Source organism: Desulfomicrobium norvegicum, assembly GCF_900114595.1.
Taxonomy (GTDB): Bacteria; Desulfobacterota; Desulfovibrionia; order Desulfovibrionales; family Desulfomicrobiaceae; genus Desulfomicrobium; species Desulfomicrobium macestii.
The window spans coordinates 186,115-212,287 of the sequence record NZ_FOTO01000004.1 but is presented as its reverse complement, the minus strand read 5'-3'; the positions used below and the strand labels follow the sequence as shown (position 1 = coordinate 212,287).

15 protein-coding genes are annotated in these 26,173 nt (G+C 59.0%); 5 read left to right on the top strand and 10 right to left on the bottom strand.

Annotated features, from left to right (window positions below):
- Window positions 1–29: 29 nt before the first annotated feature.
- From BMZ24_RS08445 to BMZ24_RS08405, 7 genes are all read right to left on the bottom strand, one after another.
- Entirely contained in the window at window positions 30–344 is a 315-nt protein-coding gene (locus tag BMZ24_RS08445) for a hypothetical protein (protein WP_092191209.1), read from the bottom strand.
- Window positions 345–419: 75 nt separating this feature from the next.
- A complete protein-coding gene (locus BMZ24_RS08440) occupies window positions 420–1,064 on the bottom strand; it encodes a GNAT family N-acetyltransferase (protein WP_092191207.1) in 645 nt (214 codons plus the stop codon).
- A gap of 200 nt (window positions 1,065–1,264) precedes the next feature.
- Window positions 1,265–1,993, bottom strand: coding sequence for a GNAT family N-acetyltransferase (locus BMZ24_RS08435; protein ID WP_244150310.1), 729 nt, complete (start codon window positions 1,991–1,993; stop codon window positions 1,265–1,267).
- Window positions 1,994–2,919: 926 nt separating this feature from the next.
- Window positions 2,920–3,921, bottom strand: a complete 1,002-nt coding sequence (locus BMZ24_RS19975; protein WP_092191203.1) for an MBL fold metallo-hydrolase — start codon at window positions 3,919–3,921, stop codon at window positions 2,920–2,922.
- A 618-nt stretch (window positions 3,922–4,539) separates the two neighbouring features.
- Window positions 4,540–5,835: a glycosyltransferase gene (locus BMZ24_RS08415; RefSeq protein ID WP_092191199.1), complete on the bottom strand. Its 1,296-nt coding sequence runs from the start codon at window positions 5,833–5,835 to the stop codon at window positions 4,540–4,542.
- Window positions 5,832–8,099 (bottom strand): hypothetical protein, encoded by a 2,268-nt coding sequence (locus tag BMZ24_RS08410; protein ID WP_092191197.1) that lies wholly within the window; start codon window positions 8,097–8,099, stop codon window positions 5,832–5,834. The genes BMZ24_RS08415 and BMZ24_RS08410 overlap by 4 nt, the downstream gene beginning before the upstream one ends.
- A complete protein-coding gene (locus BMZ24_RS08405) occupies window positions 8,096–8,860 on the bottom strand; it encodes a TVP38/TMEM64 family protein (RefSeq protein ID WP_167364140.1) in 765 nt (254 codons plus the stop codon). The genes BMZ24_RS08410 and BMZ24_RS08405 overlap by 4 nt, the downstream gene beginning before the upstream one ends.
- Window positions 8,861–9,298: 438 nt before the next feature.
- Here BMZ24_RS08405 and BMZ24_RS08400 point away from each other — a divergent pair, with 438 nt between their 5' ends.
- Both BMZ24_RS08400 and BMZ24_RS08395 read left to right on the top strand, forming a co-directional pair.
- Window positions 9,299–10,162, top strand: coding sequence for a hypothetical protein (locus BMZ24_RS08400; RefSeq protein ID WP_092191193.1), 864 nt, complete (start codon window positions 9,299–9,301; stop codon window positions 10,160–10,162).
- Between the two features lie 12 nt (window positions 10,163–10,174).
- Window positions 10,175–12,715 (top strand): hypothetical protein, encoded by a 2,541-nt coding sequence (locus BMZ24_RS08395; RefSeq protein WP_092191191.1) that lies wholly within the window; start codon window positions 10,175–10,177, stop codon window positions 12,713–12,715.
- A 92-nt stretch (window positions 12,716–12,807) separates the two neighbouring features.
- Here the strand turns inward: BMZ24_RS08395 and BMZ24_RS08390 are convergent, their stop codons facing one another.
- Window positions 12,808–14,175, bottom strand: coding sequence for a peptidoglycan DD-metalloendopeptidase family protein (locus BMZ24_RS08390; RefSeq protein WP_161949089.1), 1,368 nt, complete (start codon window positions 14,173–14,175; stop codon window positions 12,808–12,810).
- Window positions 14,176–14,482: 307 nt separating this feature from the next.
- Here BMZ24_RS08390 and BMZ24_RS08385 point away from each other — a divergent pair, with 307 nt between their 5' ends.
- Together BMZ24_RS08385 and BMZ24_RS19675 are read left to right on the top strand one after the other, a co-directional pair.
- On the top strand, window positions 14,483–16,000 hold the full coding sequence (locus tag BMZ24_RS08385) for a B12-binding domain-containing radical SAM protein (protein ID WP_092191187.1): 1,518 nt from the start codon (window positions 14,483–14,485) through the stop codon (window positions 15,998–16,000).
- Between the two features lie 252 nt (window positions 16,001–16,252).
- Window positions 16,253–16,429, top strand: a complete 177-nt coding sequence (locus tag BMZ24_RS19675) for a hypothetical protein (RefSeq protein WP_153304607.1) — start codon at window positions 16,253–16,255, stop codon at window positions 16,427–16,429.
- An 84-nt stretch (window positions 16,430–16,513) separates the two neighbouring features.
- On the opposite strand, the gene BMZ24_RS08380 is transcribed toward BMZ24_RS19675, so the two are convergent.
- Complete coding sequence (locus tag BMZ24_RS08380) at window positions 16,514–17,359, bottom strand: TylF/MycF/NovP-related O-methyltransferase (RefSeq protein ID WP_092191453.1); 846 nt, start codon at window positions 17,357–17,359, stop codon at window positions 16,514–16,516.
- Between the two features lie 326 nt (window positions 17,360–17,685).
- Here BMZ24_RS08380 and BMZ24_RS08375 point away from each other — a divergent pair, with 326 nt between their 5' ends.
- Window positions 17,686–17,988 (top strand): nucleotidyltransferase domain-containing protein, encoded by a 303-nt coding sequence (locus tag BMZ24_RS08375; protein ID WP_092191185.1) that lies wholly within the window; start codon window positions 17,686–17,688, stop codon window positions 17,986–17,988.
- On the opposite strand, the gene BMZ24_RS08370 is transcribed toward BMZ24_RS08375, so the two are convergent.
- Window positions 17,985–25,769 (bottom strand): tetratricopeptide repeat protein, encoded by a 7,785-nt coding sequence (locus tag BMZ24_RS08370; RefSeq protein ID WP_143077858.1) that lies wholly within the window; start codon window positions 25,767–25,769, stop codon window positions 17,985–17,987. The genes BMZ24_RS08375 and BMZ24_RS08370 overlap by 4 nt on opposite strands.
- Window positions 25,770–26,173: the final 404 nt, after the last annotated feature.

Sequence of the window (26,173 nt, the reverse complement as noted above, 5' to 3'; positions counted from 1 at the left end):
CGGACGGCGTGCGACGCAACCGCTGGGAGTCAAATCAGGCTGAAACCGCCGTACATGATCCCGGCGAAAATGCCGAAATTGAAGGCGCTGATCCAGGTCGTCCACGTGTAGCGACTCTTGTATATGGCCACTGCAATGACCCCAACGGTGATGAGTATGACGGCCAGCCATTCCAGGCTGCCCCCACCCCATTCCAGCAGATCCCTGGCGACATAGATCTGCCCATAACCGAGCAACCCGCCATGCAACGCCGAAACCACACCGAAATGACTCAAGAAATCGTCGATAGCCTGGATGAACAGACAGATGATCACGGCGCCTATGACCAAGATGAATTGCGTCATGCTCCTCTCCTGAACTGCGCATAAGGCTTGACGGAAATTCCAGACAAAACCTCTGCAATAAACAGGTTACACCAATCAACTTTTTTTCAAAAGCGGCGCCTTGAGCCGCATCCTGGAAAAATCCGCCTCCAGTACCGGGACTCCCAAGACAAATCTGTTCCGAACTTGCATGGCGGCTTGCGGGCGGGGAACGTATTCACAGCAGGCGTGGGGCAATCTTTCCAGGACGCACTCCCCGCTTGAATCAGAGCGTGTCAGATCCAGGGTGAGAACAACGTGTTCTCGCTCATCCTCGAAGCCCTTCTTGGCGAAGAACCTGATGGCCGCCGCATTGCCGGCATCCGTATCCACGACGAACTGGCAGGCTCCGGCGTTGACCATGCGCTCCTGCAACTCATCGTAGAGTTTGTGAGCCACGCCCATGGACTGAAATTCCCTTTCCACTCCCACCCAGACAATATAGCCGTACGCCCATGAATCCTTGCAGGTGAGGGTGCCGATGATGAATCCGGCCAGGGTGTCGCCCGCATGGGCCACGAGGCTGAGTTCTGGTTCCGTGCTGAAGTGTCCGACTACCTCCCGCTTGTCCCAGGTGCTGTACAGGAAGGGGTAGAGCTCTTTTGTGAAAAGACGCTCGCCCATGTGATAGACCTCGGCCAGATCGTCCAGCTCCATCTCACGGATGCAGATTTTACTGGCAGAGTGATTTTTTGTGCCCATGATTCAGCTCACTTCCTGTTTACGGTTGCACAACCATTTTATGAAATATTCACGATCCGCTTCACTTCCTGCACCATCAAACCAGATAATGCTCCCTTACCGTTGAACGATTGCATCGAACTTTCGCTCAGGCCCTGTTTATCCTTATCTTCGAACTGCCACCAAGAGTACATCTTGAGCATGATGCATATACAGCGATCTCATTTGATGTTTCTTGAATCTGCATTCAAGGTTGCGTCACCCTGCCCGAACAAAGCGCCATGAACCAGGCTGGTCAATGTGGCAATCCTGTTCCATGATCGCAGTCCGGCGGAAAAATTCTTCCATGATCGCCCGGCGGCCTTGGAGCGTGGTTCGCATTCGGGGCAGTCCTTGTCGCCTTTACCCGCAGCGGCATTCTTGGCACCGCCCAGACTCAAGGTCAGGACCACATGCTCCCGCTCATCCCTGAAGCCCTTCTTGGAAAAGAACCGGATGGCGGCGGTATTGCTGGCATCCGTGTCCACGACTATCTGGTGCGCCCCGGACTCGGCCATGCGCAGGGCCACTCTGCCGTAGAGCTCATGGGCCACGCCGAGCGACTGAAACCTGCTGTCCACACCCAGCCAGATAATATAGCCGTAGATACGTGATGTCTTGGTAATGAGGGAGCCGATGATGAACCCGGCCAGCTCGCCGTCCACATCGGCCACGAGACTGAGCCCTGGTTCGGTGTTGAAGTGCCCGACCACCTCGCGCTTGTCCCAGCTGCTGTACAGGAAAGGATAGAGCTCCTTGGTAAAGAGTCGCTCGCCCAGGTGATAGACTTGGGCCAGGTCGTCCAGCGCCATCTCGCGAATGGAGATCGGGGGAACTGTTCGAGGCGTTGTGCTCGTGATTTTTGCATCCCACTGCTTCACCATGGCGGACCAATTTCGCGAGGGTTCCATGCTTTCCTCCGTTGTCTGCATGATTCGTTCACCTGATTTTGCTCATTATTTGTTCCCTAATATTTTACTCTTACGCCAAAGTAATCTTATGCCCATACTTCTACCGATCGCATTCTGCGAATGTAATGCATAACAATATTAAAATATGAATGCCCATAATACGTATCTGTACGTATTATGGGCATTCAACACCTTGGGTATCTAACCCATCAATCGAAAATCATACTGAAATAATTGTATTTTATTTTTCAGAAGACTGTCGCCTGAGCGCCAAACGGCGTACTACTCAAACAATAACCGGAAAAAGATGTAGCATATCGAAATAAAAGAAAAATTTAACAAGAACACTAGGTAGTACGTAGTATCGAGCGGGACCACTCTTTCTCGGTCCGTCAAAGCAGGCTCCCTGCCGGCTTGGTTGCCCCGGGATTCACCGGCAGAAAAAATGAGCCTTCGGTCGCAGGCAAGCGCCTGTTTGGACGGAATTATGTCAGTCCGTCCAAGAGGACCAAAGGCTCATCTTCCCAAAATCACAAAGGCAGGCCCAAGGCGATAACGGCCACGGCGACACAAACCGGAGTAACCAGAAAGGCGGCCACGAAACGCCGCAGTCGTCTCTCCTTGATACAGACGGCACATATCCCCTTGCTGTCATCTGCAAAGTACAACCCGCATTTTGGACACGCATAAATAGTCATGAGAAAAACCTCCATTCATTTTCCGGATGACTATCATTTTTTGCGGACTCTTCCATCATTTACAGGGTGATATAGTAATAAATATGCATATATAATAAGCCAAAAACATTCAGTCATACTTATAAAAATAGGTATATAATTATATTCGCTACGTAGTTTATACTTATAAATCTGAAATGCAGCTAAAGAATCAATGACAAATCTGATCCCGAAATCCACCAACACCGCTTATTGCCGTGAAGACCCGGCCAGAAATTCGCCCACGCCGATCCGTCCTCCAGCATACGGGACGGGCGGATTGGCGGACAGCCCTTCAAAATACGCCCGTACGTCCGTCTCTGCATCTCTGTACCTCGCGTGCCATCCTGCAGGGACAGGCATTTCCTCGTAAAGCTCCACTCGCCTGGCCTCAAGCAGCCGCACGGGACGTCCCATCCATTCGGCGGCGCAGTACACCCGTCTTCCCGCATGTTCCGACAGAGCCTTCAGCCACTCCAGACCTTCCACGCAGCGCAGCAAATGATGATCAAGGATGACGTTCCCGACGTTTTCGACCAGACGCACGGCATTGCGCCAGGCCTGTTCACGCTCCGCCGCGCCCAGTTGGTCGCGATACAGGGGCGGACCAGCGGCGAACACGGTTGTCGGCCGCCACTCGATGATGTGGTCCACGGCGCGATCGTCCAGGAGCTGAATGTCGGAGGCATGCACGAAAACATGGCCGTGATCCGTGACCCTGGTCATCATGACCGAGCCACCACGACTTTCGCAAGCGCCATGGGGATAAAGGGGCGAAAAGGAGATTTCCCCGAGGTCCAAGCCTTGCGCAACGCGCAGTTTCAGACCGAATACGCGCATGAGATTGTCGAAACGATTGCGCATGCCGGGCAAAAGCGAGGTCGCGGATGGACACCAGCAGCGCCGCGAGCCTGTGCCCGGTGGCAGATGGCGGATATCCAGCTGGTAGGGATTGGCGTTTGCCAAGGGGATGTGGTCGCCGTGAAAATGGCTGAAGACAACGTCCGTCGCCGTTTTGAGCGCAGCCAGAATCCGCCTTCTGACCATGATTCCCATGGCGATCTGCATGGGATGAGGCAGCAGGCCGTGGCGAACATAGCCGAGGGCTATGCCGGGATCGATGACGATGCGCCGCTCCGACGTTTCGACCAGGCAACACAGTCCGCGAACCCCAAGGGATTCGGTGCCAAGGATGTCGATGGTCATGCCCATGGTCAGACTCCGCCGTAGTGCCCATATGCCTGATGAACGGCCTTGAGCGCCCCCGCCGTATTTTCGATCATGAAACTCCGCGCCCTTGGGCACGCAAAAAAAGATAAGACATCCGCCAAAGCCCAGGCAAGCCGCGACCCAGCCTTGCGATCCATCTCAGCTGACTTGCGCCCCCGGTACAAGCAGAAAAACTCCAATTCTGAACCGCCTGCCTCAGACAAATTTAACGCATTGTAATCAATGTAAATTTACCGACCTTAACTGCCACCCAAGCGAGCAGCGCGACGATCGTGATCCGAGCCGAGCCGAGCCCCATCGATGAGAGATTTCAGACAGTTTCAGATCTTTAATATATTGAAATTTCATCATGGAAACGACTGTAACAATTGTCGACGCGAGGAGCCTGCAGCGAATGTAGTCGGGGCAAATTCAAACACTGATTCAAAGAGTTACATGGATGCCTAGCGATGTAAGAAATTCCGAAAAACATTGTTACTTTTAACCTTGAAGCCACAGCCCGGTCACTCGGCATGGGCACTCAGCTGCGTTTTCGTTCATGGAGCGGCTCAGGTGACGGCGCACCTCCCTGCATAGCGGAGCCGGGATCAAACGGCAGCTTCACCGCTTCATTTTCCGGTCGGAGGAGAAGAGGCTTTCGTTCAGCGCTTCGTCGCCGGCCTGCGCAAATGTCTTCAGGATATCCCATTCGGCCTTGATGCGGACCCTGATCTGATCCCAGCCGAGTTCGTCATCATGCCACCGGGTGGAGGGACCGGATCGCAGGTTTTCATACGCCGCGAGGGCCTTGCGCGCGGAAGCCGCCATCGAAAAGACATCGGCCGTGGCGCGGGCGGAGGCGGCCAGGGCCTCTTTCTGGTCCCGCGAGCGCGCATGAACCCACTGTAGCGCAGCGGCGAAGGCCTCCCTGGTTTCCTCCCTGATCATCCTACCGTTGTCCCCGTCCACGACGACTTCCCTGACACCCGGCGCATCGAGGGCCACCACCGGAAGGCCTGCTGCCATCGCTTCGGTCAGGACCATGCCCTGGGTTTCGCTTTTCGACGCGAACGCGAACACGTCCATCGCATTGAGCGCATCGGCGAGATCGTCCTTCTCCAGCACGCCGCAGGCATGGAGGCGCTCGGTCATGCCGGCCTCGGCAAAGATATGCCCGATCGCCTCCAGCGAAGGTCCGGCGCCGACCAGCAGAAACACCGCCGCGCCATGCTCCTCCATGAAGTCCGCAACCGATCTTGCGAGAAACTCCAAATTCTTTTCAGGCGCCAGGCGGCCCATGTGCCCGACCACGAACGCATCCTCGGGGATATGCTTTTTCATCCTGAAATCCCGACCCTTGCCCCTTGCAAAACGCTCCACGCTGACCCCCGTGGGCACCACCAGCACCGGCGAGGTGACTCCGCGCCGGATCAGCATGTCGCGAATGCTCTCGCTTGGCGCAAAAACCTGATCGGCGAGATTCGCATAGCGGGTGGACAGCTCGATGACGAAACGCTTCATCGCCGGCGAATCACCCGGCACATAGTGCGTGTACTGCTCGTAAAGCGTGTGGTGTGTGAACACCAGCGGCAGGTCGAACTTTCGCGCTATCCGCAGGGCGGTCATGCCGAGCAGGAAAGGATGCTGGGAGTGGATGACGTCGGGGGCGAAGTCCTCCATCCTGTCGTACAGTCCCCGCGATACTGGCAGCACCACCGAAAAGTCGCTGCCGTTGAAATGCTGGATGGCGGGAATGCGGAAGACATCGGTTTCATACTCCGGCGCATTCTCGAATTCCGGCGCCACGACCAGCACGCGGTGACCCATTTCCCGGTATGCCTTCGCGAACGCTTCCACCGAGCGCGCCACGCCCCCCACGTGCGGCGTGAAGGTATTCGTGATGAGCGCGATGTTCATGCAGGGAGTTCCTCTCTTGTGACGATCACGGTTGTGGTGCTTTGTTCCAGCGTGACAGGCTCATGGCCCGGGAGACGAACGTCGATGGGTGGTTGCTGACCGCGCCATGCCGTCCGCAGGACGATTTCGACGCTGGTGTCCGAGACTGGATTCAGGGCAATCGACACCGGACCGAAGCTTGTGGGAGCCGGTCCGAACAGCACGGGTCTGCCCTCTTTCAGCCAGCGCACGGGAATACCCGCGCACAGAATCAGACGATCGCCCTCTTCGCGCACAAAAGAGTTGCGCACCATCAGGACCCATTCGGCCGCCGCCCACACATGATGGCCATCACCCATGCACCCTCCCCGGGTTTGCGGATGAATCGCTTCAGGCCACTGGCCCGTCGGCGTCGCCAGCCCTGCCACCGCGTCCATCAGTTCCAGATGCCGGGGGTCATTGGCACGTAGCAACACCTGCGCCACATGCAGGGTCAGATACGCGTTGAGACCGGAATGGATCATGTCCTGAAAAAAAGCGCCGTCGATGAAACAGGCTTTCAGCAGAAACTCCGCGCAGTCGAGCAGCCGGGGATCGTCCGCGGCATGCAGTTGCAGGGGGTAGCCGGATACGATCGACCCGATGGCGCCGGAATCCAGCCGCCGGTAGGGCGAAGCCGGCATGCCCGGACCTCCCAGCCGCTGCGCGCAGGAAGCCAGGCTGCGGTCCACCGACGCGGTGAAATCGACGGCGGCGCGCGTAAACTCGGCGGCCATGTCGGCATCATGGCCGAGGACCAGGTCCGCGGCGCAATGCAGTCCGGCGATGCCCCAGAAGTCATCCCAGTAGTAGTAATCGTTGGGACCGAGGTGCTCGGCGCTGAATCCCGCGGGCAGCAAACCCGCATGCGGCGCGGCGAGCTTGCCGGAAAGCCGCTTGCGCATGATCCAGCGCGCACCGCGTGCTATCACGTTGCGCCAGTCGGCGGTCAGTTTCCTGCCGGTGAGTTCCTGGTAGCGGTGCAGGATCCACAGCACCTCACCGTTGGAATCCCACTCGCCGTCCTGCGACCGGAAATAGCCAAGCGGAGTCTGCCGTTCCGGAAAGCGCCTCAGCGCGCGTTCGGCCCGCGCTTCCAGGCCCACGCACAGCAGGGCATGGATGATGTAGGCGGCATCACGAAACCAGAAACGCCTGTAGGTCGATGGGCCCGGATACACATCGTCCGGCGAATGCAGAATCAACGAGGTGATCGCCGCGTCATAGAGTTCCTGGTATCTGCGCTCGGGACACTGCAACATGCACGCGGATTCGCGAAGGTCCGCCCAGGCATTTTGCGCAAGTACGGGCGTCTTGTGCGGCAGCGGAATACGGGCGGTCAGGACCCTCTCGCCGTCTTCGGGTATCGCGAACAGCGCCGCCGCCGTCACCATGCCGTGGTCGCAGCTGCCTGCGCCGTGTTCTTCGATTTCGGCACGGGCTTGCGCCTGCTTCAAATGGAGCGCGACATCGCCATGACCATAATCGGATACCAGGTGACGTTCCACCGGCACGCTGAACACGACACTCTGTTCCTCGTTCACGGTCCAGGTCCTGCGATCAGGGGAAAGTGCCACGTCGTTGATGAAGCTGATCCCTTCCGCATTGGCCGGGCGCAACGCGAGCGCCAGCCAGGCGGGACCGTCGGCCCGGGCCGTCAGGGTCAGCACGCACACCGGCATTCCGCCTTCGAGCTCGACGCTCGCCGTGCTGCTAAGGATAAGGCCGCCCTCCTGGATCCGTGTCGTGATCGCAAGGCCCCTGGACATGTCCTGCCGCTGATCGCCGCTTAGGCAACGCGACGGAAACAGGTTGCGCCCACCTTCCGTGCACACCCAGCCATCTAGGGACCAGCCGTCCAGGCAGGGCGTCAGGAGGCCGCGCGGATCGACCAGCGGAAATTCCTCGCAGTCGGGATAACCGAGCGCGGTCCAGTTGCGATGGGTGAGATTGATATGCGAGACCGAAAAGGCGCGTGGAATGAATGATTCGTCATTGGGGTTGAACTGGCGTTCGACCCAGTAGGGCCACACCCAGTCCATGTTGTACTGGATCACGCGACTGTTGATCAGGCCGCGCGCGTGAAACACGACACCCGCACGCAACAGTTCAACCGGTTCGCCCACTTCGGAGGGCTGCGCGAAACTGCGGAGCCGCGCGAGCAGTTCGATCGGATCGAGGAAACCCTGGCGACGCGCCGCACGCCGTATGATGTATTGCAAAAAGGTCCATTTCGAAAATTTCATGAGCTGTCCTTGGCGGGTCCTGCCCTTTCCCCTGCTTCAGGCCCGGGCTTGCCGCCCTGCGCGCCTTCGCTTTCCCGCGAATACTCCGCCAGGGCCCGCCGCGCCAGTTTGTTGAAATAGAGCAACGCAACGATCGTCATGACGAACCCCAGGCCATATATCGCCCACTGCAACGGCGAGCGCTCCATCTCGCCCCGCAAAAGGCTTGCCAGATCGGCGGTGATCGAGCCCAGGTAGACGTTGTGCAACGAAAACGGAATGAACCCGATCAGCGAACCGAGCACGAAGCCCTTGAACGTGAACCGTGTCAGTCCGAAGAGATAATTGGAAATCTTGCCCGGAAAGAACGGGATCAGCCGGGTGAGCATCACGACTTTCAAGTCGTGACGCGCCATTTCGTCGCTGACGACCTGCAACCTGCCGTGGCTGACGATGAACCGCGAGGCGCGCTCGCCAAGCAGGTGGCGGGCGATCAGAAAGGCCAGCGACGCGCCGATGGCCGTGCCCGCCACGACCAGCGCGGTCCCCTCGATGACGCCGAACACGAAGCCGGCACCCGTGGTGACGAAAAAGCCCGGCAAAAGGAGGACCACTACCGCCGCCATCAGCAGGATGAAGTAGACTCCGGCCATCACACCCTGCGCGTCTATCCACTCCAGCAATGCGACCAGCTGCTCGTGAAGATCAAAATAGACGAGCACCGCGAGAATCAGGCCGACGAACACAATGCCGGAGGCGATCCCAAGCAGAGGTCTTTTCATGCCTGTTGCGGCGAGTGAAGCTAAAGCACTGGAGCAGGATTTAACCATTTTCTTTTTTACCTGCGCTGTGAAATTGATTCGAAAATTTGAAATCCACTTACAAATGCTGGAAATTTTCTGAATCTGATTTCATTTAAGCATAATTAACTGATATAATTACATGGCTATTCCGGAATATATTTTCAAACAAAACAAAAAAAGAAGCCTTCAAGTCCTCCGCTAGCATGGTTGACGTGCCGTGTCCAAAAAAGTCTGCCCCCATCAGGATCGACGTCGACAGGCGACGCCGACTGCACTCCCGGCAGCGCGGACTCCGGTAACCCAATAAAGTCGAAGCAGGACGCGCGCCATGCGCGGCACAAACGAAAACTATTTTTTGTGCCCCGATTCGGGTATGGACGTGTGGAAACTGAACTCTGGGGAGAGGGAGACGCGAACATGGCGGTTTTGCATACGTTGAGATTGGCGGCGGTGTTGACAGGCACCCTTTGCTTCCTGATTTGGCCCCTGTCCAACCCGGCCACCTGCGCGCCGGATTCCGCCGGACAGGAGATGCGGGAACTGGAACAGGAGGGCAAACTCACCGTCCGGGCCCTGCGTGGCTGGAACATGCTGCCTGCCCCGTTCATGCGGCTTGCCCTGGAGCTGCATCAAGGCGGAATCGACATTCTCGGAGCAGACGTGCAGAAAATTCAGTCTCTGGCCCAAGAGGCAAAAAGCGCAAATGCCGGGTCCCTGGCCAAACATGTCGACGCCCTGGAAGCGCTGGCCAAATACATGCAGGAATTCGCGGCCCGTCAGGCGAACGCCACTGCCGCGACTCTGCCCGATGGACCGGAACACGCGGGCGGCGAACCGCAGACGGCCCCGCCTGTCCCGGCGCCTGTCCCGGTGCCTGTCCCGGTGCTTGGCGCGGCGCCCGTACAAGACTCTGATCTGCTCGGTACGGACGATTACGACTGGCGAAACACTCCGGACCTGCAGGCCGAGAAGCAGGCCATCGGACAGCGGCAGAACGATTTCCGGCAGGCCATGGACCGCAAGGACATCACGGGGGCTACGGCCCACATCGCCAAGGACCGGCGCGACGTCTACGCGGCGCTGTTCGCGGCCAATCCCGACGCCATGCCGTCGTTTGGCGCCCTGTTCGAATCGGCGGAAATCACGTTCCTGAGCCCTCCCGCCGAGCCGGAAAAGGACGCAACGCTCAGAACCGCCGAGTATGCATTGGAACTGGACGGATTCACCTTCTATGCAAGGTGGATGAAAGATGGCGACACCTGGTTTCTGGCCGATTTCTGAAGGGGCTTGCTCATGAGGACCAAATTTTTCTGCACTGCGCTTCTGCTTCTTTTTCTTGCCGCAACGCATGACGGCCTGGCCTGGAACCAGGGAACGCATCGGCAGATCAACTACGAAGCGGTCAATGTTTTTTACAGGCAGATGGAAGGCAAGAAGAAGTATCTTCTGGGACCATTGCCGGACGAATTGCGCCAGCAACCCTGCAGGGGCATCGCCGTGACCAGCTCCGGCCTTGACATCGGGCATTACACGATCGCCGAGGGTTCCTTCACGATGCCGCAGTGGATCATCGTGGGCGGAGACTGGGCCGACGAACCGCACCTGTATGCCTCGGTACGGCATTTCTACGACCCCCTTGGCCTTGTGAAGCCATACCTGACGGATCAGTTCTGGGCCCATGGAGTCCTGTATGAAGCTCCCGGCATCGACGCAAAGACCTGGGGGCTGGACCACCCGGACAATCCGTTCAGCTTCCGGCAGGGGCTGACCTATTACAAGCTCGCCATGGAGGTCGACGACAGCGTTCCCCTGCCGCCCACGCTCGCCCCGAACCATTTCAAGCTCAACCTGAATCTGGCTCCGGTTGATCATGCCGACCAACGCAGCGTCTATCTCGCCCTGGCGTACCGGGCGCTGGGCGAGGCCATGCACATGATGGGCGACATGACGCAGCCAGCGCACGTCCGCAACGACTCCCACCCCCTCGACGAACCCATCGAGACGCGCATCTTCAGCGAACATGTCCGTGCCGCCGCCGCAGACCCTTTCCTTGATCCGCGACTGCAGCCCATCCTGGCCAGCGCTGGCGGAACCCTCCAGGATCCCGAGCGTCTGGTCCGCGAAGTGGCGGGCTTCACCAACAGGCATTTCTATTCCGAGGACACGATCCACGACAAGGCTTCCAAAATCATTCCGAACAATTACGACCCACTCCTGGCGCACGCCTATCCGTCTCCGCAATTTTCCGATCTGCGTGAAAGCGCGACCCTTGTTCAGGGCTATCTGATCAAGCGCAGGGTCAAACGCTACGACGGGCAAGGGGGAGCCTTCGACTGGACGCGGGTACCCATGGCGCAGGAGCGCCTCAGTTTTCACTGGTTCGACCCGGACCAGTCCATCTGGATCGACCCACTGGAGTCCGCGGCCTCCTTCTCGGGCGCCACGGGGCGCTATCACATCCCGAACGCCTACGCGCCCAGTCAGGCCAAGGTGCTGCTGCCCATCGCCATCCATGCCAACGCGGATCTGATGGACATGTTTTTTCCGACCATGGAGCTTGTCTCGGCCTTTGCCGAAAAAGGCGTCGAAAAAGGGGAAGTACCCGGCGAGGCCGAGTATTCGAGGTACGTGATCGAGGTCGATACGGACATGACGCATCACCAGGAACAGGATGTGGCCTGGAAGGCGTACGGGCTTGCGATCGAATACACGGGTCCGGCGACACTGGTCATCGCCCGCGACGGGAAGCCGGTCAGCAGGCGCGCGCTGCATTTCCGCAAGGGCAAACTCGAAGCCATCGAAAAGGCCGACGGCACCCTTGAGAAGAGGAAATTGCGCCTTTACGCGCCCCTGGGCGAACACGCCCTGACCGAGGAAGAGGAATTCTATGGCATCGAGGACGGCCAGACGGCCCATGTGGAGATCGAAGCGGGAACAAGGCGCTTCAAAAGCGAACCCTGGACCTATAAGGAAAAGGAGACAACGGTCACCATCCAGCCGCCGCGCATCGTGACATACGAGATGGCCGAGGGCGCCACCCAGGTCACGCACGAGTTCGAGGCGGCCGCCCGCCCCGATGACGCCTATCGCTTCGTGTGGAATTTCGGCGACGGGGCAACCTTCTCCGAAGACCTGCGACCGGGCGTCACATCAAAAACCAGCCATACCTACGCAAATCTGAAGACCGGGGACCGCTTCCACCCCGAAGTCCGGCTGGAAAGCACGAGCGGGGCGGTGCTGGCCAAGGACGCCATAACGATCGAAATTGCGGAAAAAGAGGACGCCCTCGAGCCCGCTCCGGTGGTAGCCGAAGGCGGCGGACGCTGGATGCTGACAAGAACCTGGCAGGACATCCTCGAAAGCTCCCGTTTCAATACCGTCAAGGCTCAGGGCGCGGAGACATCCGCCTCGATCCACATCGCCGTGAAGGATCGAAGCGCCACCTGGATATTCGACTACGCGGCCAGCTGGTCGCCGCTGCCGGTCTCGGCCGCGCCGGGAGAAGAGGTGGAAATCCAGCTGAAAGTCGACAAGGCGGAAGGCTCTACGGGGCCGGTCTGGTCATGCGGACTCGAAATTTACGACGGCCGCCACAGGGAGCACAACTACCCGCCCCCCAAGGCGAGCCTTTTCTCCTCCGGGTTCCAATGGAAATCTGTCTGGGTCGACAAAAACCCCAAGGTTACGCAGACAACCTACAAAATCTCGTTTGGGAACAACCCCAAGAAGGGAGACAAGCAGGTCGTGACCGTTCGTTTCGTGGGCCATGGCTGCGGAGCGGCCATCGCCCACGGTGCCGTGCACCAGTATTACGAGTACACCTTTCAGCCCTGAAAATGCCCGGAAGCGCTTGCGCCTGCGGCACGGGCCATCGATAGAAAAACAGGAACGCCTGGCGATCGAAAGAGACGCGCCCTGCCGGCGGGTCAGTTCGTGGTCACGGCCTGCGTGAGGCGCGGGCCGTCGGCGGCTTTGGTCAGGTCCATATCGGCCGTCAGCTCCGCAACCTTGGTCTTGAAGGCGGCGCGATCCTTCTTGGAAATGGAGGACATGATCGGGATGGGCGCCGTGACCGGGTCGACAGGACGCCCCGCGACATGGAACTCGTAATGCAGATGGGGGCCTGTGGACCGGCCGGTGTTGCCGGACAGGGCGATCTTGTCGCCGCGTTTGACCCTTTGCCCCTTGCGGACCAGGAATTTGCTCAAATGCAGGTAGCGGGTCGAGTAGCGGTCGCTGTGCCGGATTTCGATGTATTTACCGGCGAAACGGTGCTGGAGGGTGCGTGTGACCACGCCATCGCCCGGGGCGAATACGGGCGTGCCCACGGACATGCGGAAATCGGCTCCGTTGTGCGGGGAGACCCTGCCGGTGACCGGATGGCGCCGCCTGGGATTGAAGGCCGACGACAGCCGCTGGCTGCCCTTGAACGGATAGCGGACAAAGGCGCGCATGAGGCTGTTGCCGTCGCGGTCGTAGTACTTGCCGTCCGAGAACAGATAGGCGTCATAGGACCGTTTCCGGCAGATGATGCGGATGCCCAGGATCTGGCTCTCGCCCGTGAACTCGTCGCCGACGAACTGCTGCCTGCGCACGACCTGAAACGTGTCCCCGGCCTGCAGATCGCGACGGAAGTTGATGCGTCCCTTGAGCAGATCCGCGATGCTCGCCACTTCCTGATCGTCCAGGCCCGCGCTCTGGGCGGAGACAAAAAAGCTGCCCTCTATGCCGCCAGCCAGGGTCTGCTGCACCCAGGTGCCGGGGTGGATGACTTCCTCGAACTCGAAATTTTCCGCGTCAACCCTCCGATAGACGACCTGCCGGGCCGGATTCACGGAGAGCACCATCCGTTCCAGGCTCCAGTCGGGATTGAAGGTGAACGTCAGCGTGTTCCCGGGGCGCAGGATGTCCAGGGCCAGAATCTGCTCGTCGGCGTCCATGATCTGGAACAGGGTCGTCTGGGAGATAAGGTGCTTATCGAAGATGGAGCTCAGGGTGTCGCCGTCCTGGATCCGACATTCCTGCACGGGCTCCCGCCTGGGCGGTTCCGGCACTTCGGCCGCGACCGCCGTGGCGTTGGCCATGGTGGCGTTGCCCATGGTCGTGTTGTCTGTGGTGGCGTTGTCCGTGGCGACGGAGTCCTCGGAGGGGCTGCCGAACACGGCGAGGATATCCTGCCGGTGCGACCATGCCAGGTACAGCGCGCAAACAATAACCAGACCGGCCAGGAGGATCGGGATGAGCCGACGTCGGCGCGCCAGTTTCCGTTTATCGTTGATATAGTAATTTTTCATGAGGTGTTGCGATTGTATCCGGGGTCGGCCCATGGTCCGGGCCCAAGGGCGGCGCCGTGTCTTCAGCGATGCAACGAAGTGCCTGCAAAAATATTCAGCGTGGGTCAAGCGTTACGGAAAAGCGGCACGACGAACAGACCATTGCCTTGACTCCATCGACTTGACTGGAGATATTGAAAAACGTCAGCGAGAACGAGGCCTCCATCGCCAGAATGCGGCAGGCCAGGCCAGCGCCACCTTACGAAAATCGCCGACAGCATCCCGCAAACGTCGGCCGGTTCAACAGGGGCAACACCAACATCCGCCTATGCATGACATTGTTCTCACCACGCTCAATGCGCGGTATATCCACCCCGCCATCGGCCTGCGCTACCTGCATGCCAATCTGCATGACCTGCGGCCACGGGCCGTTATCCAGGAATTCGTCATTTCGGAACAACTGATCGACATTGCTGAAAAAATCCTGGCGCACCGTCCCAGAATCATCGGCCTTGGCGTCTACATCTGGAACGGGAGAGAATGTGAACAGCTGGTACTCATTCTCAAAACCCTCGCGCCCGAGACGCTGCTTGTTCTGGGCGGGCCGGAAGTCAGCCATTTTCCGCACCGGCTTGATTTTTCCCTGGCCGACCACGTGATCCGCGGCGAAGGAGAAGAGCAATTCCATCAGCTCTGCTCCTCGTATCTGTCAGGCGACACCGGGATGCCCCGGATCATCACGGCCAGCCCGCCCGATCCGGACCGCCTTGTCATGCCGTACGACCTGTACACCGACGAGGACATCGCCCACCGGGTCATTTATGTGGAAGCCTCCAGAGGATGCCCCTTTTCCTGTGAATTCTGCCTGTCCTCCATCGACAAAAAGGTCCGCTATTTCGACCCGGAGCGGTTTCTGCGCGAACTGGCCACGCTCTGGGAGCGGGGGGCACGCAATTTCAAGTTCATCGACCGGACTTTCAACCTGAGCATGCAGCGGGTCGGGCCGATCCTGGATTTTTTCCTGCGCCGGGAACCACCGTTTCTGGTCCATTTTGAAGTCGTGCCCGAACATTTTCCCGATGAATTGCGGGAACAGCTTGCCAAGTTTCCTCCGGGCACCCTGCAACTGGAAGTCGGCATCCAGACCCTGAATGCGGATGTGGCCGCGTCCATCCACCGGCGACTGGACATGGACAGGATCACGGCCAACCTGCGCTTTCTGGAAGAAAAGACCAATGCCCACCTGCATGTGGACCTGATCATAGGGCTACCCGGGGAAAGCGCGGACAGCTTTGGCCGCAACCTGAACCGCCTGGCGGGCCTGACCAGGGCGGAAATCCAGCTGGGCGTCCTGAAAAAACTGTCCGGCACCACCCTGAACAGGCACGATGCCGTACATGGAATGACCTATCTGCCATATCCCCCATACGAAATACTGGCCAACAACCTGATTGATTTCAACCCCATGCAGGATTTGAAACGCATGGCCCGGTTCTGGGATCTGCTCTACAACAGCGGAAACTTCAATGGCAGTGTGCGCCTGCTGTGGCCGGATCAGGATGTCTACGCGGGATTTCTGCGGTTTTCGAAATGGCTGTACGGCGCGACGCTGTCCACCTGGCAGATTGCCCTGAAACGCCTGGCGGAACTGCTTTTCGCCTACCTGACCGAGGAGCTTGGGCTATCTAAAAACGAGGCGGCCAACGCCATTGCCGCCGACCTTCTGAAAGTCAAGGGCCGCCCCCTGCCCCTGGTGATTTCGGACAACATGACTTTTCATCCCAGGTCGCTGGAAGCCATAAATACATCCGGCCCCGGAAAGAGGCAGGCCAAGCATCTGGAGTGACGCCCGCTGCTCATGCCCAAGAAATTGCAGGGTTTATAATGTACCTTTGCGCCGTGACATTTCGATAAGATAACAGAGCGTTACATGCCCTCAGCCCGACTCGATGCCGGACGACTATCCCCCGCCGCGCACCACATGCCCTTCTTGACATAATTCCCGCAAAGAGCGGAAGAAGACTTTCCGCCGGCGACGGATGCCAGTTATTCGGATGCTTGCGGCGGAATCGATCCCCAAACTCAAGGAGAATCCGCCATGGAACAAAAAAAAGACGTCTGCCCGAGTTGCGGCAAGGAAATACCGCACCCCGTGCTGTATCGGTGCATCAGCTGCTTTGCGAAGTATTGCGTGGAATGCGAAGGGTCGGAGTCCGGCATCCGCTGCCCCAAATGCGGACAATCCGGACGCATGGTCCTGGACCAGTGCAAGTAGGCAGGGCGCGGCTCAGGCGCGGCTGACCCGCCAGAGGGGCCGTCCGCTCGGGACGGCCCGCCCGGGAAGGAAGACGGACCGGGCTTACGGCCTGACGATGATCCCCGTGCCGTGCAGGTCGGACAGGGGGACGACGAACACTCCCTGCTCCTCGCAGAACTCCCGCACGGCCTGCCTGACGCCGCTGAATCTGGCGTTGTTGTAGTCGTGGATGATGATGTATCCGCCATGCGACATCCGCGGGTAGAAATAATGCAGGCCGTCGAGAATGGGCTTGTAGAGATCCGCGTCCAGGCTGACCACGGCGAATTCCTCATCCAGCCCCCTGGCCGTTTCCGGAAAATAGCCGACCCTAAACACGGCCCTGTCAGGGAATGGCAGCCGCTCGCGCACCGCTTCGACGCTGGTGTCCGCGAAGTCCCCCACTGCCGCCCGTGAAAATTTCCCGTCCCCCTCTACCGCCACGTCTCGCGGATCGAACCCGCTGAAGGTGTCGAAGAGGTAGAGGCTGCGTTCGGGAAAGAGGCGGTTCAGTTCCACGGCGAAGTCCCCCCGATACACGCCAAGCTCGGCCACGGCCCCGGGCACGCCCCGCTCCCGCACCTCCATGGCGATCATCTTCAGCGCGGCCAGACGCAGGTCGAAGGTCTGGCGCAGTTCCGGCGCCGTTACGACCCTCGCGGCGATATTCATGCCCTCCAGACGCGCCCGCACCTCGGCGCAGGCGTCCTTGTTGAGCATGGAGATGAAGACGGCGTCGGGTGCCAGCTCCGGAACAGCCTCGGGCGGGACGACGGGGATTTTGTCCACCATGCCGCCCCATTTTTTTTCATCGCTGTCGCAATAGGCCCTGACGGTGATGTCGGCGTTCAGCAGGCTCGCGATCATACGCCCGCCCTGCCCTGTACCCCAGATGATGACGTCCTTCATGCCCATCCCCCCTTTTTTTCAAGAATGTGCCGGGCTTCCGTCCGCGGCCAGGCCATGGGATATCGTCCGGGCCGGAAACCGTCAAAGGCATTATGGGAGATTTGACGCGATGCCCGCCATGGCTGAACGCTTGCCTGATCGGGCAACCCCATCTAAAATATGAAAATTGTCAGATATGGATGGACATGAGCAAGGACCGCAATCTGAGTTCACATGCCTGTCATCCGGACGTGGCAAACCGTATCGCGGTTAACGTGCCAACACTCTCACGCTTTTAATGCTCTGTCGGCCAGGCTTGAGGCCGGCATGAACGAGGAAGACATCTGATGCGTTTCGGACTGCCCGAAGAGGCCATCCAGGAAATCCAGGCCGCCCTGGCCCTGTACCCGGAAGTGGAAAAGGCCATTCTTTACGGTTCCCGCGCCACGGGCACGTTCAAGCCCGGGTCGGACATCGAACTGACCCTGGTCGGCGAAAAACTGACCCACAACCACCTTTTGGGCATCATGAGCGACCTTGACGACCTGCTCCTGCCCTGGATGATCGACCTGTCCCTTCTGGACACCATCGACCGCCCCGGACTGCGCGACCACATAGACCGCGAGGGGCAGACGCTCTACGAGCGCTAAAGGCTACTTCCAGCCGCCCTGGTGCGAACCCAGCTTCCTGCCGTCCCGGCTGAATTCAAACCTGTCCGGATACAGCACGCCGAGATGTTTCGTGACGGATCAAAGATCGTGACGGAGCCATGCGTGCTCGACCCGCCCTTCTCCTCGAATTCGAACAGCACCTTGCCGCCATCGTGCTCGATCCAGCGCACGCCCTTGGCCGTGGTCCTGCGTTCCAGATAATGGCCCGGATTCGACGCGCTCACCCAGCGCATCCCCTCTCGATATTTCTGCCCGGTGGTCAGGGCCTTGCCGTCGCCCGGCACGGCCTGACCATTGACGCGAAAGGTTTTCAGCAGCGCATCGATGGTGGCCTGATTGCCGCCCGGTCCACGAAAGACCACCAGAGCCACGCCCCGGTTGCCGGACATGGGCGGAAAAAGCAGGTTCATGGCAGGGCCATCGTCGACCCGCAGGACTTCCACCCCACCCAGGCGCAAGGTTCGAGATCCGGATAGATCGGATTTGGCACGGGCGTAATCGGTCGAGACTCCTCCGGATACCCCATGCAGAGGCGCATCAAAACTGCCGTCCCAGTAAAGATTAAGTTCCTCCACGCTCGGCTCTTTCATGGTCTTGTGTCCCCATGATGCCGGAACCGCGAAGCTCACATTGCCTATGGTCACGGCTTTCCAGCCCGCCCCGCCAGATGTTTTCGCATCGGCTTCGTTGTCTGGTGAAGCGGATGAAAGGGGCGGGGACGTTTGCTGACCAGCCGTCTGTGACTCTTCCTGCGGAGCCGGTTTGCTGGAAGACCATTTATACAATCCTTTTGAACCTTTCTGCGTAAACGTTCCGCTCATGCTCATGGCGCCGTCGGGCCCGACCGTGAGCGTTCCCGTATAATCCTGACGCTGGGGAATATCGCGGGTGAAGGTGACTTTGTTTCCGTCAACCAACCCGTTTATCAGCGGGTTTCCATGCATGACTCCGGAAAATGCATTGCCGTCCTGCTTGCCGACGATCAATTTTGTCCTGTGCCCGTTCCCGACATGGTTCCACTCACCAAGCATATTGATGGAGCTTGCGGCCGGGGCGACATCCGCGTCCCTGGCTGCCGCAGGTGGCGCGGCTGACGGTGCCTCGGCGGCGGGCCCCTTCTCCGGAACGGACGGCACAGCCTGGACGGGCCCGACCCGTGTCGCCGACCATTTGGTTGAACCCTTGCCGTTCTGGGAGAACGAGCCCTTCATCACATCCTTCCCCGCATCATCGACCCCAAGAGTACCTGTGAAGTCCTGACGCAGGTTGGCGAACCGCTTCCAGCCAGTCCTGACGAAGGAGATCCTGGTTCCATCGATGCGGCCCTCAATCACGGTGTCGTGATCAGGCTGATCGGGATAGGCACGGCCGGAAAAGCCCGCTCCGCCCTGTTCCAGAATCAGCAGCTTCCCCTTGTGGCCGGGGCTCAGAATCTCCCACTCGCCCACCAGACTGCCCGACTTCGTCGCGTCAGCATGTTGTTTGGCCGGCAGAGTGTCCACAGGCTTGGTCGAAGCTGGTTCAGTCTGGACGGATTTACCGGAAGTCGCAGGCTTTGCGCCCTTGGTCACCGCCACGTATTTTTCAAGCGTCCTGACCCGATTCTCGATGGCCGGATCCGCATGAAGCTTAAGGCCTTCCCTGTATTTCTGCAGCGCCCCGGCATAGTCGTTCTCAAGCTGCAATTTTTCGGCTTCCTGCCACAATTCCCTTGCGGCCTGCTCGCCTGACGCAGTCCCGCCCCCGCCGCCCTGGCCCGGAGCCGTCCCTGCACCATCGCGCAGCATGTCGCGCCACTGCGTAAACTGCCGGTTATTCGGTTGCAGGGCCACGGCCTCATCGGCCATTCGGGTGCCCCGTTCGATATCGGCAGGCGAGCGCGTCTTGGTCCTGATCACCGTTTCCAGCAGGGGGACGATCTCGCGCAGGCGCTTGTCGGCCTTGGTTGCCCGGGCCTGTAGTTCCCTGGCCTCCCTGTATTCCGGCTCGCTGCCACTGAAGACATTGTTCCAGTTCAAAAATCCCTGCTCGAAACGCTTCAATGCACCGGCATAGTCGTACTCTTTGACCATTTCCCCGGCTTCCCGCAGCAGCGTGACCTGTACCTTTTTTTGGGTCTGCCACTTGCGCGCCCAATCCTCGTTCTGCCTGAGCTCCTTTTCCGAGTGAGGAGCAATGACCGTCGAGGCCCGCCAGGCAGCCGCCATTTCCAGAGCCTTGCCGAATTCCTTCTTTTCGATTGCGTCCCGGATCTCGTAATTCTTCTGGTTGGCTTCCTGATTCCAGGCGCTCCAATGTTTCCTGAGGGCCTCCTCCATCTCATGAATGGGTGGATAGTAACTGTTCAGATTCTGGGCGACAGTAAGCTCCCTCTGCGCCTCGTTGTACCGCCTCTCCTCCATGAACTTCCTGGTCTTCTCCAGCTGCGCATGAATCCTTTCCTTCTCACTTCGCAGCTTGTCCGCCAGTGCCTTGGCCGCCGTGTTTTTGGGATCAAGCCGGGCTGCTTCCTCGGCGTCCCCTATGGCGCCGTCGTAATCGCCCTTGCGCGCCTTGGCCGGAGCGTTCTGCACCAGTTTTTGCGCTTCGCCGCCGGCTTGCGCCTTCTGCTCGCCCTGCCTGACGGCTTCCTGGGTCACGCTGGCGCTGAAACTGCCCTGCCCGACTCCCAGCTCCACATTGTTGCGGTCGCGCACGGTCACGGACAACTCGCATGTCCCGGCGGCGTTGGCGGTGACGCGGGCCACGCTTGAACTTGGGTTGCTGACGCGGCAGGGACCATTCTCGACTTTCCACTGGTATTTGACCGGCCCGCTGAGTGCCGCAGGCTGCAAGGCCACGGAGAATTCCACTATCTGGTCCACGGCGATGGCCTTGTCCACGGTCACAAGGCCCACCCCTTCCTTCCAAACCCGAGGCGGCGGTCCCTGCGCCTTGGGCGCGGAAACCGTGACCGCATACTTCCTGGCGGCAGCCGAGGCCTTGGCCTCGCCCAGATCCTCGCCGCTGAAGGGCACGCGCGCACTGACCTGGATTTCGGCCGCCTTTTCATCCTTCAAGTAAAAGACGAGCTCTCTGTTATCCTTGGAGGTCGATATGTGCTTGGCATTGCCGGGCACGGGCATCCAGCGAAAATCAATGTCCTTGACCTCGGGTTTGACCGTAAGCCTGGCCTTGACCTCCTGCCCCACGAAGGGAGCTTTTGGCTCCATGGACAACTCCAGGACGGGCTTTTGAATCTCGATTTCCAGCTGATCGGAAGTTGCGATGGTGCCCGTCTTGTCCACGGCAGTGACCCACACGCCGACCTTTCCGGGCACGGAGAACACGGCCGTGGTCGAGGCCGAGGGTCCCTCATGGGGCGTGAAGGCCACGTCCGGGTGCGGCTCGAACTGGTAGCGCACCTCGCCCTCGGGCTTGTCGCCGCTCAAAGTGGCCTTGAAGGTCACGGGAATGCCGACGATCACAGGCCCCGACGCGGGAGACACGCGGGTCAGGGTGAGCTGATATTTCTTATCCTTTTCCTTTTCCTCGTCGGCCTGCTCAACTTGAACGACGGGAACTCCTGCCGTGACCGGGCTCTCCTGCTCGGTCTCGTGCAGGCTGAGGCCCTGGATAATGCCCAAAGCCTCGCCCCGAGCCGCCTTGACTTGGGCCAGGGCGTTGTCCTTGCCGGAATTGTCCCAGCAGCTTCCGGCCGAGACGCTGAAATTGACGCTGATCATGCGCCGCTCGGTCTCGTGCAGGACGATGGCATAGCCAAAAGAGTGAGCCGTTCCGTCCCGGTACCCGGCCATGGGATTGCCAAAGCCGTTCTTGTACTTGAAGGTGGTGGTGATCATGCGGCCCTTGTACTTGCCGATGGAAAAAGACTGAATGCCCTCTTCGTCTGGATAGAAGCCGTTGTTTTCGACGAGATAGCGCAACTTGGCGTCGATCTCTCCGGGCTTGGGCACAAAACTGCTTTCAAGCTTGGCGCTGATGGTTCCGCGCACGGTCTGCGGCCGACACATATCGGATTTGCCCGCGATCTCGCGAGTCATCCTGACCGCCCAGAGACGTGCCCTGTTATGTTCGATCTTCCAGCCACCTGACAGGCTCGACTTGAACCAGGCTTCCTCCGCCGCAGGCCGTGCGGACGACTGTCCGGGAGCCTGACCGTCTCCGGCTGGAGTCGCATCGACAGCCTGTTTTTCTGGCGGCTTCACGTCTTTTTCCTGCTCATCCTTGGCCTTCGGCTGCGGATCTGCTTCCACGGTTTTCTTCTGCTTGTCCTGTTCCTTGTCCGCGCCCTCCGCTGCCTCGGGCTCCTTTTCGGTTTTAGGCGGAAGCGCTTGATCCTGCACGACAAACCCTGCCCGTCCCGAAGCCAGCACAAGCATCTCGCCATCCGGTCCGGCCACGACCAGATCGACCACGGCAGCCCCTTTACCGGGCTTCCCTGCGCTGAGTCCGACAGAGGACAGGTCCCTGGCGTCCAGTTCGCAGTTTTCGCAACGCCAGCGATAACCAAACCCGGCGTCTCCGAAAAAACGTTCAGGAACGGCGGCCACAGCCGTCAGCTTTTGTCCCGGAGCAGCCTCGGCGGGCTGAACGCTTACAGACAGGAAGCCGTCTCCGGCGCGCACGGGCAGGGTCAGGGCCAGCGCCCCCTGGGCCTTGGTGACGCCCGTCTGCTCAAAAAGGACCGTGACCGTAACCGGTTCAAGCTGCGGGGTGGTGATCCTGGCATGCAGGACGTCATCGTTTCTGACCGTGTTGTGCGGCCCGGCCGACCAGGTGAGTTTCAGGCTTCCATCGGCCAGGGACTCGGCCAGACGCTTGTCGTTCAGCAGCAGTTCAGCCTTGAGCGGGGTGTCCAGCACAAAGAAATTCCGATCCGTTTTCAGGATCGCACCCTTGTCCACCTGATCCTGCAATTCCAGACTCAAGCCATAAAGAGCCCTGACCTTTTCCAGTGCCTGCGCGTATTCCTTTTCAAAGGCGGAACTTCTGGTCGTTCCGGGATTGTCGGAAGCGTCAAGCACGGTTCTCCAGGGAAAAACCACGCCACACAAAATCTCAAACGCCTGCCCGTCAACGGGATCGTTCACATCAGGCGCATGTTTGGCTATCCTGATCAAATCCCGCCTGATCAGACCCAGATCCAGGGCGAACCCTTCCTTGGACTGCTCCGCCTTGCGCAGATCATCGACAGGATCACCGGTCCATGCGAAACCAAGCGGCTTGACCCTTGAGTAACCGGTTCTTTCTTCAATACCCGGCTGAATTGGAACGCTCAGATTCCAGATGCGCTGATAGAGGTTCAAGGCATTCTGCCAGTATTCTCCCGAAGCAAGCAGCTTATCTTCCGCGGTTCCCTGACTCAGCTTGTCTCCTTCCCTGCCAGCCTGAGCGCCGACGACATCGGCCAGGCGGACCTCCAGGGAAGATCCCCGCATCTGTTCAAACTTCTCCTGCAAAGCGGCGAGCTGCCCAGGCAATTCCCGGGAAGCGTCGAGAGTGGCCCTCTTTTCCTCGGCCATCAGGATGAGCTGCGGCACCATGATGGTCTGGGCCACGATGGTGCGCCGATCAGCCATCTGTTGCTTGAGATGCTCGTACAGCCTGGCCCACGGCTGGCCCTTATCCGCGTTGACTACAAACTCGAATCCTGCGAGATAATTGAGATATCCTACCCATGCCCCTCCAAGGTCGCCCCTGGAAAAATATTTGGAGGCCTCGCTCCAGTTTATGGCGTCCAGGTGCTGCTGGATGGCCAGGCGCATCTGCTGAACGGTGGCGTCATTGGGAACAAACTGTTCATCCAGGACCTTGAAGGATTTTTCCGAAAGGTTGTTTATGTAATACTCAAACCCGGAGATTGCATGTCGAACCTTGACCGCCTTGGTCTTGAACAGAAAATCGTGGATTTGATCACGGTCGAAGTACTGGCCATCGGGAAGGGAAACGCCCTTGAGATGCGGCTTGCCGTCAACGTCCTCGAATTCACTCGTGTACACCAGAACATCGACTAGTCCTTCCCCGATGCTTTGCAGCTGAATGGCGCCCCCCACTGTCCACGACAGATACAGAACGTCCCCGGCCAGGACAAAGGGCCAGGCGGGAGTGAAATAGAGAGCCTCCTTGGCGAACATGAGCACCGTTGACGGAGTGAGGCCGTCGGTGCCCAGCGACTTGACGGACATGCCTCCGGGCACGAAATCAATGAGCACGAAGGCGGCGGTGCTCAGGTCCTTCATTTCTCCGCGCTGCCACTCCTGATACATGGTATAGGCGGCAAAAGGCGCCAGCGAGATGCCCTCGACCAGGAATTTCTTGGCGGTATTGCTGGTGAGCATTTTCCATAGAAAATCGTCGCCGTGCTGCTCGGCAAGAATTTTCCGCAACTGGGTCGCGCCCTCGGCCCCTTTTCCGGGCAGGCGTTTCGCCCCGACTTCGGTCAGGGTCTGCCGCAGCTGGCGACCCTCCGGACCGGCCTTGCGCATCCCCTCGACGAGCCCTTCGGCTGTCCGGGCCTCTGACCATACCGCCACGGCATTTCCCACCGCAGCCTCCGCTCCCTTGGGGGAAAGCGTGGCCGCGTCAAAAGTTGCCGTATAGAGCACCTTGTAAAACAGGTTGATGTCGGCGTCAGAGCCCAGATTTCTGAGGATCGTCGGCACCACTTCGTCGATGACCTTCTTGTGGCCGGTCTGGTTGAACAGTGCGAATCCCGCGGCCATTTCGCGAATCATGCGCCGAAGTTCAGGATGGCCGGCAATATTGACCGCGCCCTTGCCCGCCTCTTTTTCCGCTTGGGCAACCATCTTCTGCAGTTTGCGGGTCGTGCTCAGCATCACGGCTTCGAAGGCATCGCTCTGCAAGGTCACCGGATTTCTGCGCTTGAGAAAAGCGGCCGCCGCCTGACCCGTCTTGTCGTCATATACGTCTTTGAGCTCTTGCCCGAGCGTCTTGAAATACGAAGAGCTGCGCCCACCACCGATGAGCTCGGCCTCATCGAGAGATCCGGCTGCGTCCAGGGCGGCATGGATGCGGAGCAGGTATTTGACCTTCTCCCGCTGCGCGCCGGTCTTTTCCATCTGGCGCACGGCGCTGGCATACATGGTCAGTGGCCCGAATTTCTTGAGATCCTCCGCGATGGTGGCCACGTCCATGATTTCGGCCAGAGAGCTGCCCGCATTCTTGGCGACGTAGTCCTGAACCGTCTGGGCCACGGGAACGACTTTTCCGCCCTTCCTGGTCAATATGACCGCGCCCCCCTTTTCCACCATTTCCTGACGGATCCTTCCGAAACCGGCAGCCCCCACGAAAGCCTCCCTGTTGCGAATCTGCTCCACCAAAAGATCGTAACTGGTGGAGTCGGTGATGGTCGACAGAGAGAATGCCGTGCACCGGGCGTTGCCAAGCCCCTTGCTCTTTTTCAGCACGTTGAAGCGTTCGGCCGCTTCTTTCGCCCGCGCGCCCACAAAGGAAATATCGTCATCGGAAACCAGCAGATCGTAACGGATATCCTTTATCTCATTGCCGCTCAGCTGCATGTGCCGCGAACCGGACGATCCCGTCCGGACGACCATTTCAACACCTTCCCCAAGTTCTTCGGCCACCTGCACGGCCAGTTCATCCGCCAGCTTGAACTGACGCCGATCCATGGCCTCGAAAACTCTTTTCTTGAATTCAAGACCATTATCACCACCACCGCCAATGCGGACGGCCTCTTGTGCAAACAGCTCCCGAATACTTTGCTTGTCACGATTCACAATCTCTTGCAGGGCATTGATGACTTCTGGAGGCGTATATGAAGGAGAAGAAAGACATTGCTGCAACAATTGCGTCACCTCAGGATCCAATTCATCCGCAGCAGCATTACATGAAAAAAGAACAGAAATGAATAATGACAAGACACATACTGCAATTTTTTGACGTATCATGGATTTTCCTTTCATACCCAGGAAATGCATCTGCAATTTTTCCCAAGTTTTGATGATGTTCCATCAGCTCTATCAACGCGATGAACGGTAATCTTCCAGAATCCAGCATCAGCTTCCAGACAATTGAACCGATACCCGCAAATACCGCTTCGGGCAAGCCAAAGGCCTGTTCAGGACACTACCCTCGCCAGCGCAATTGCATTTTTCCCTGAACTTATATATAGTTTATATTC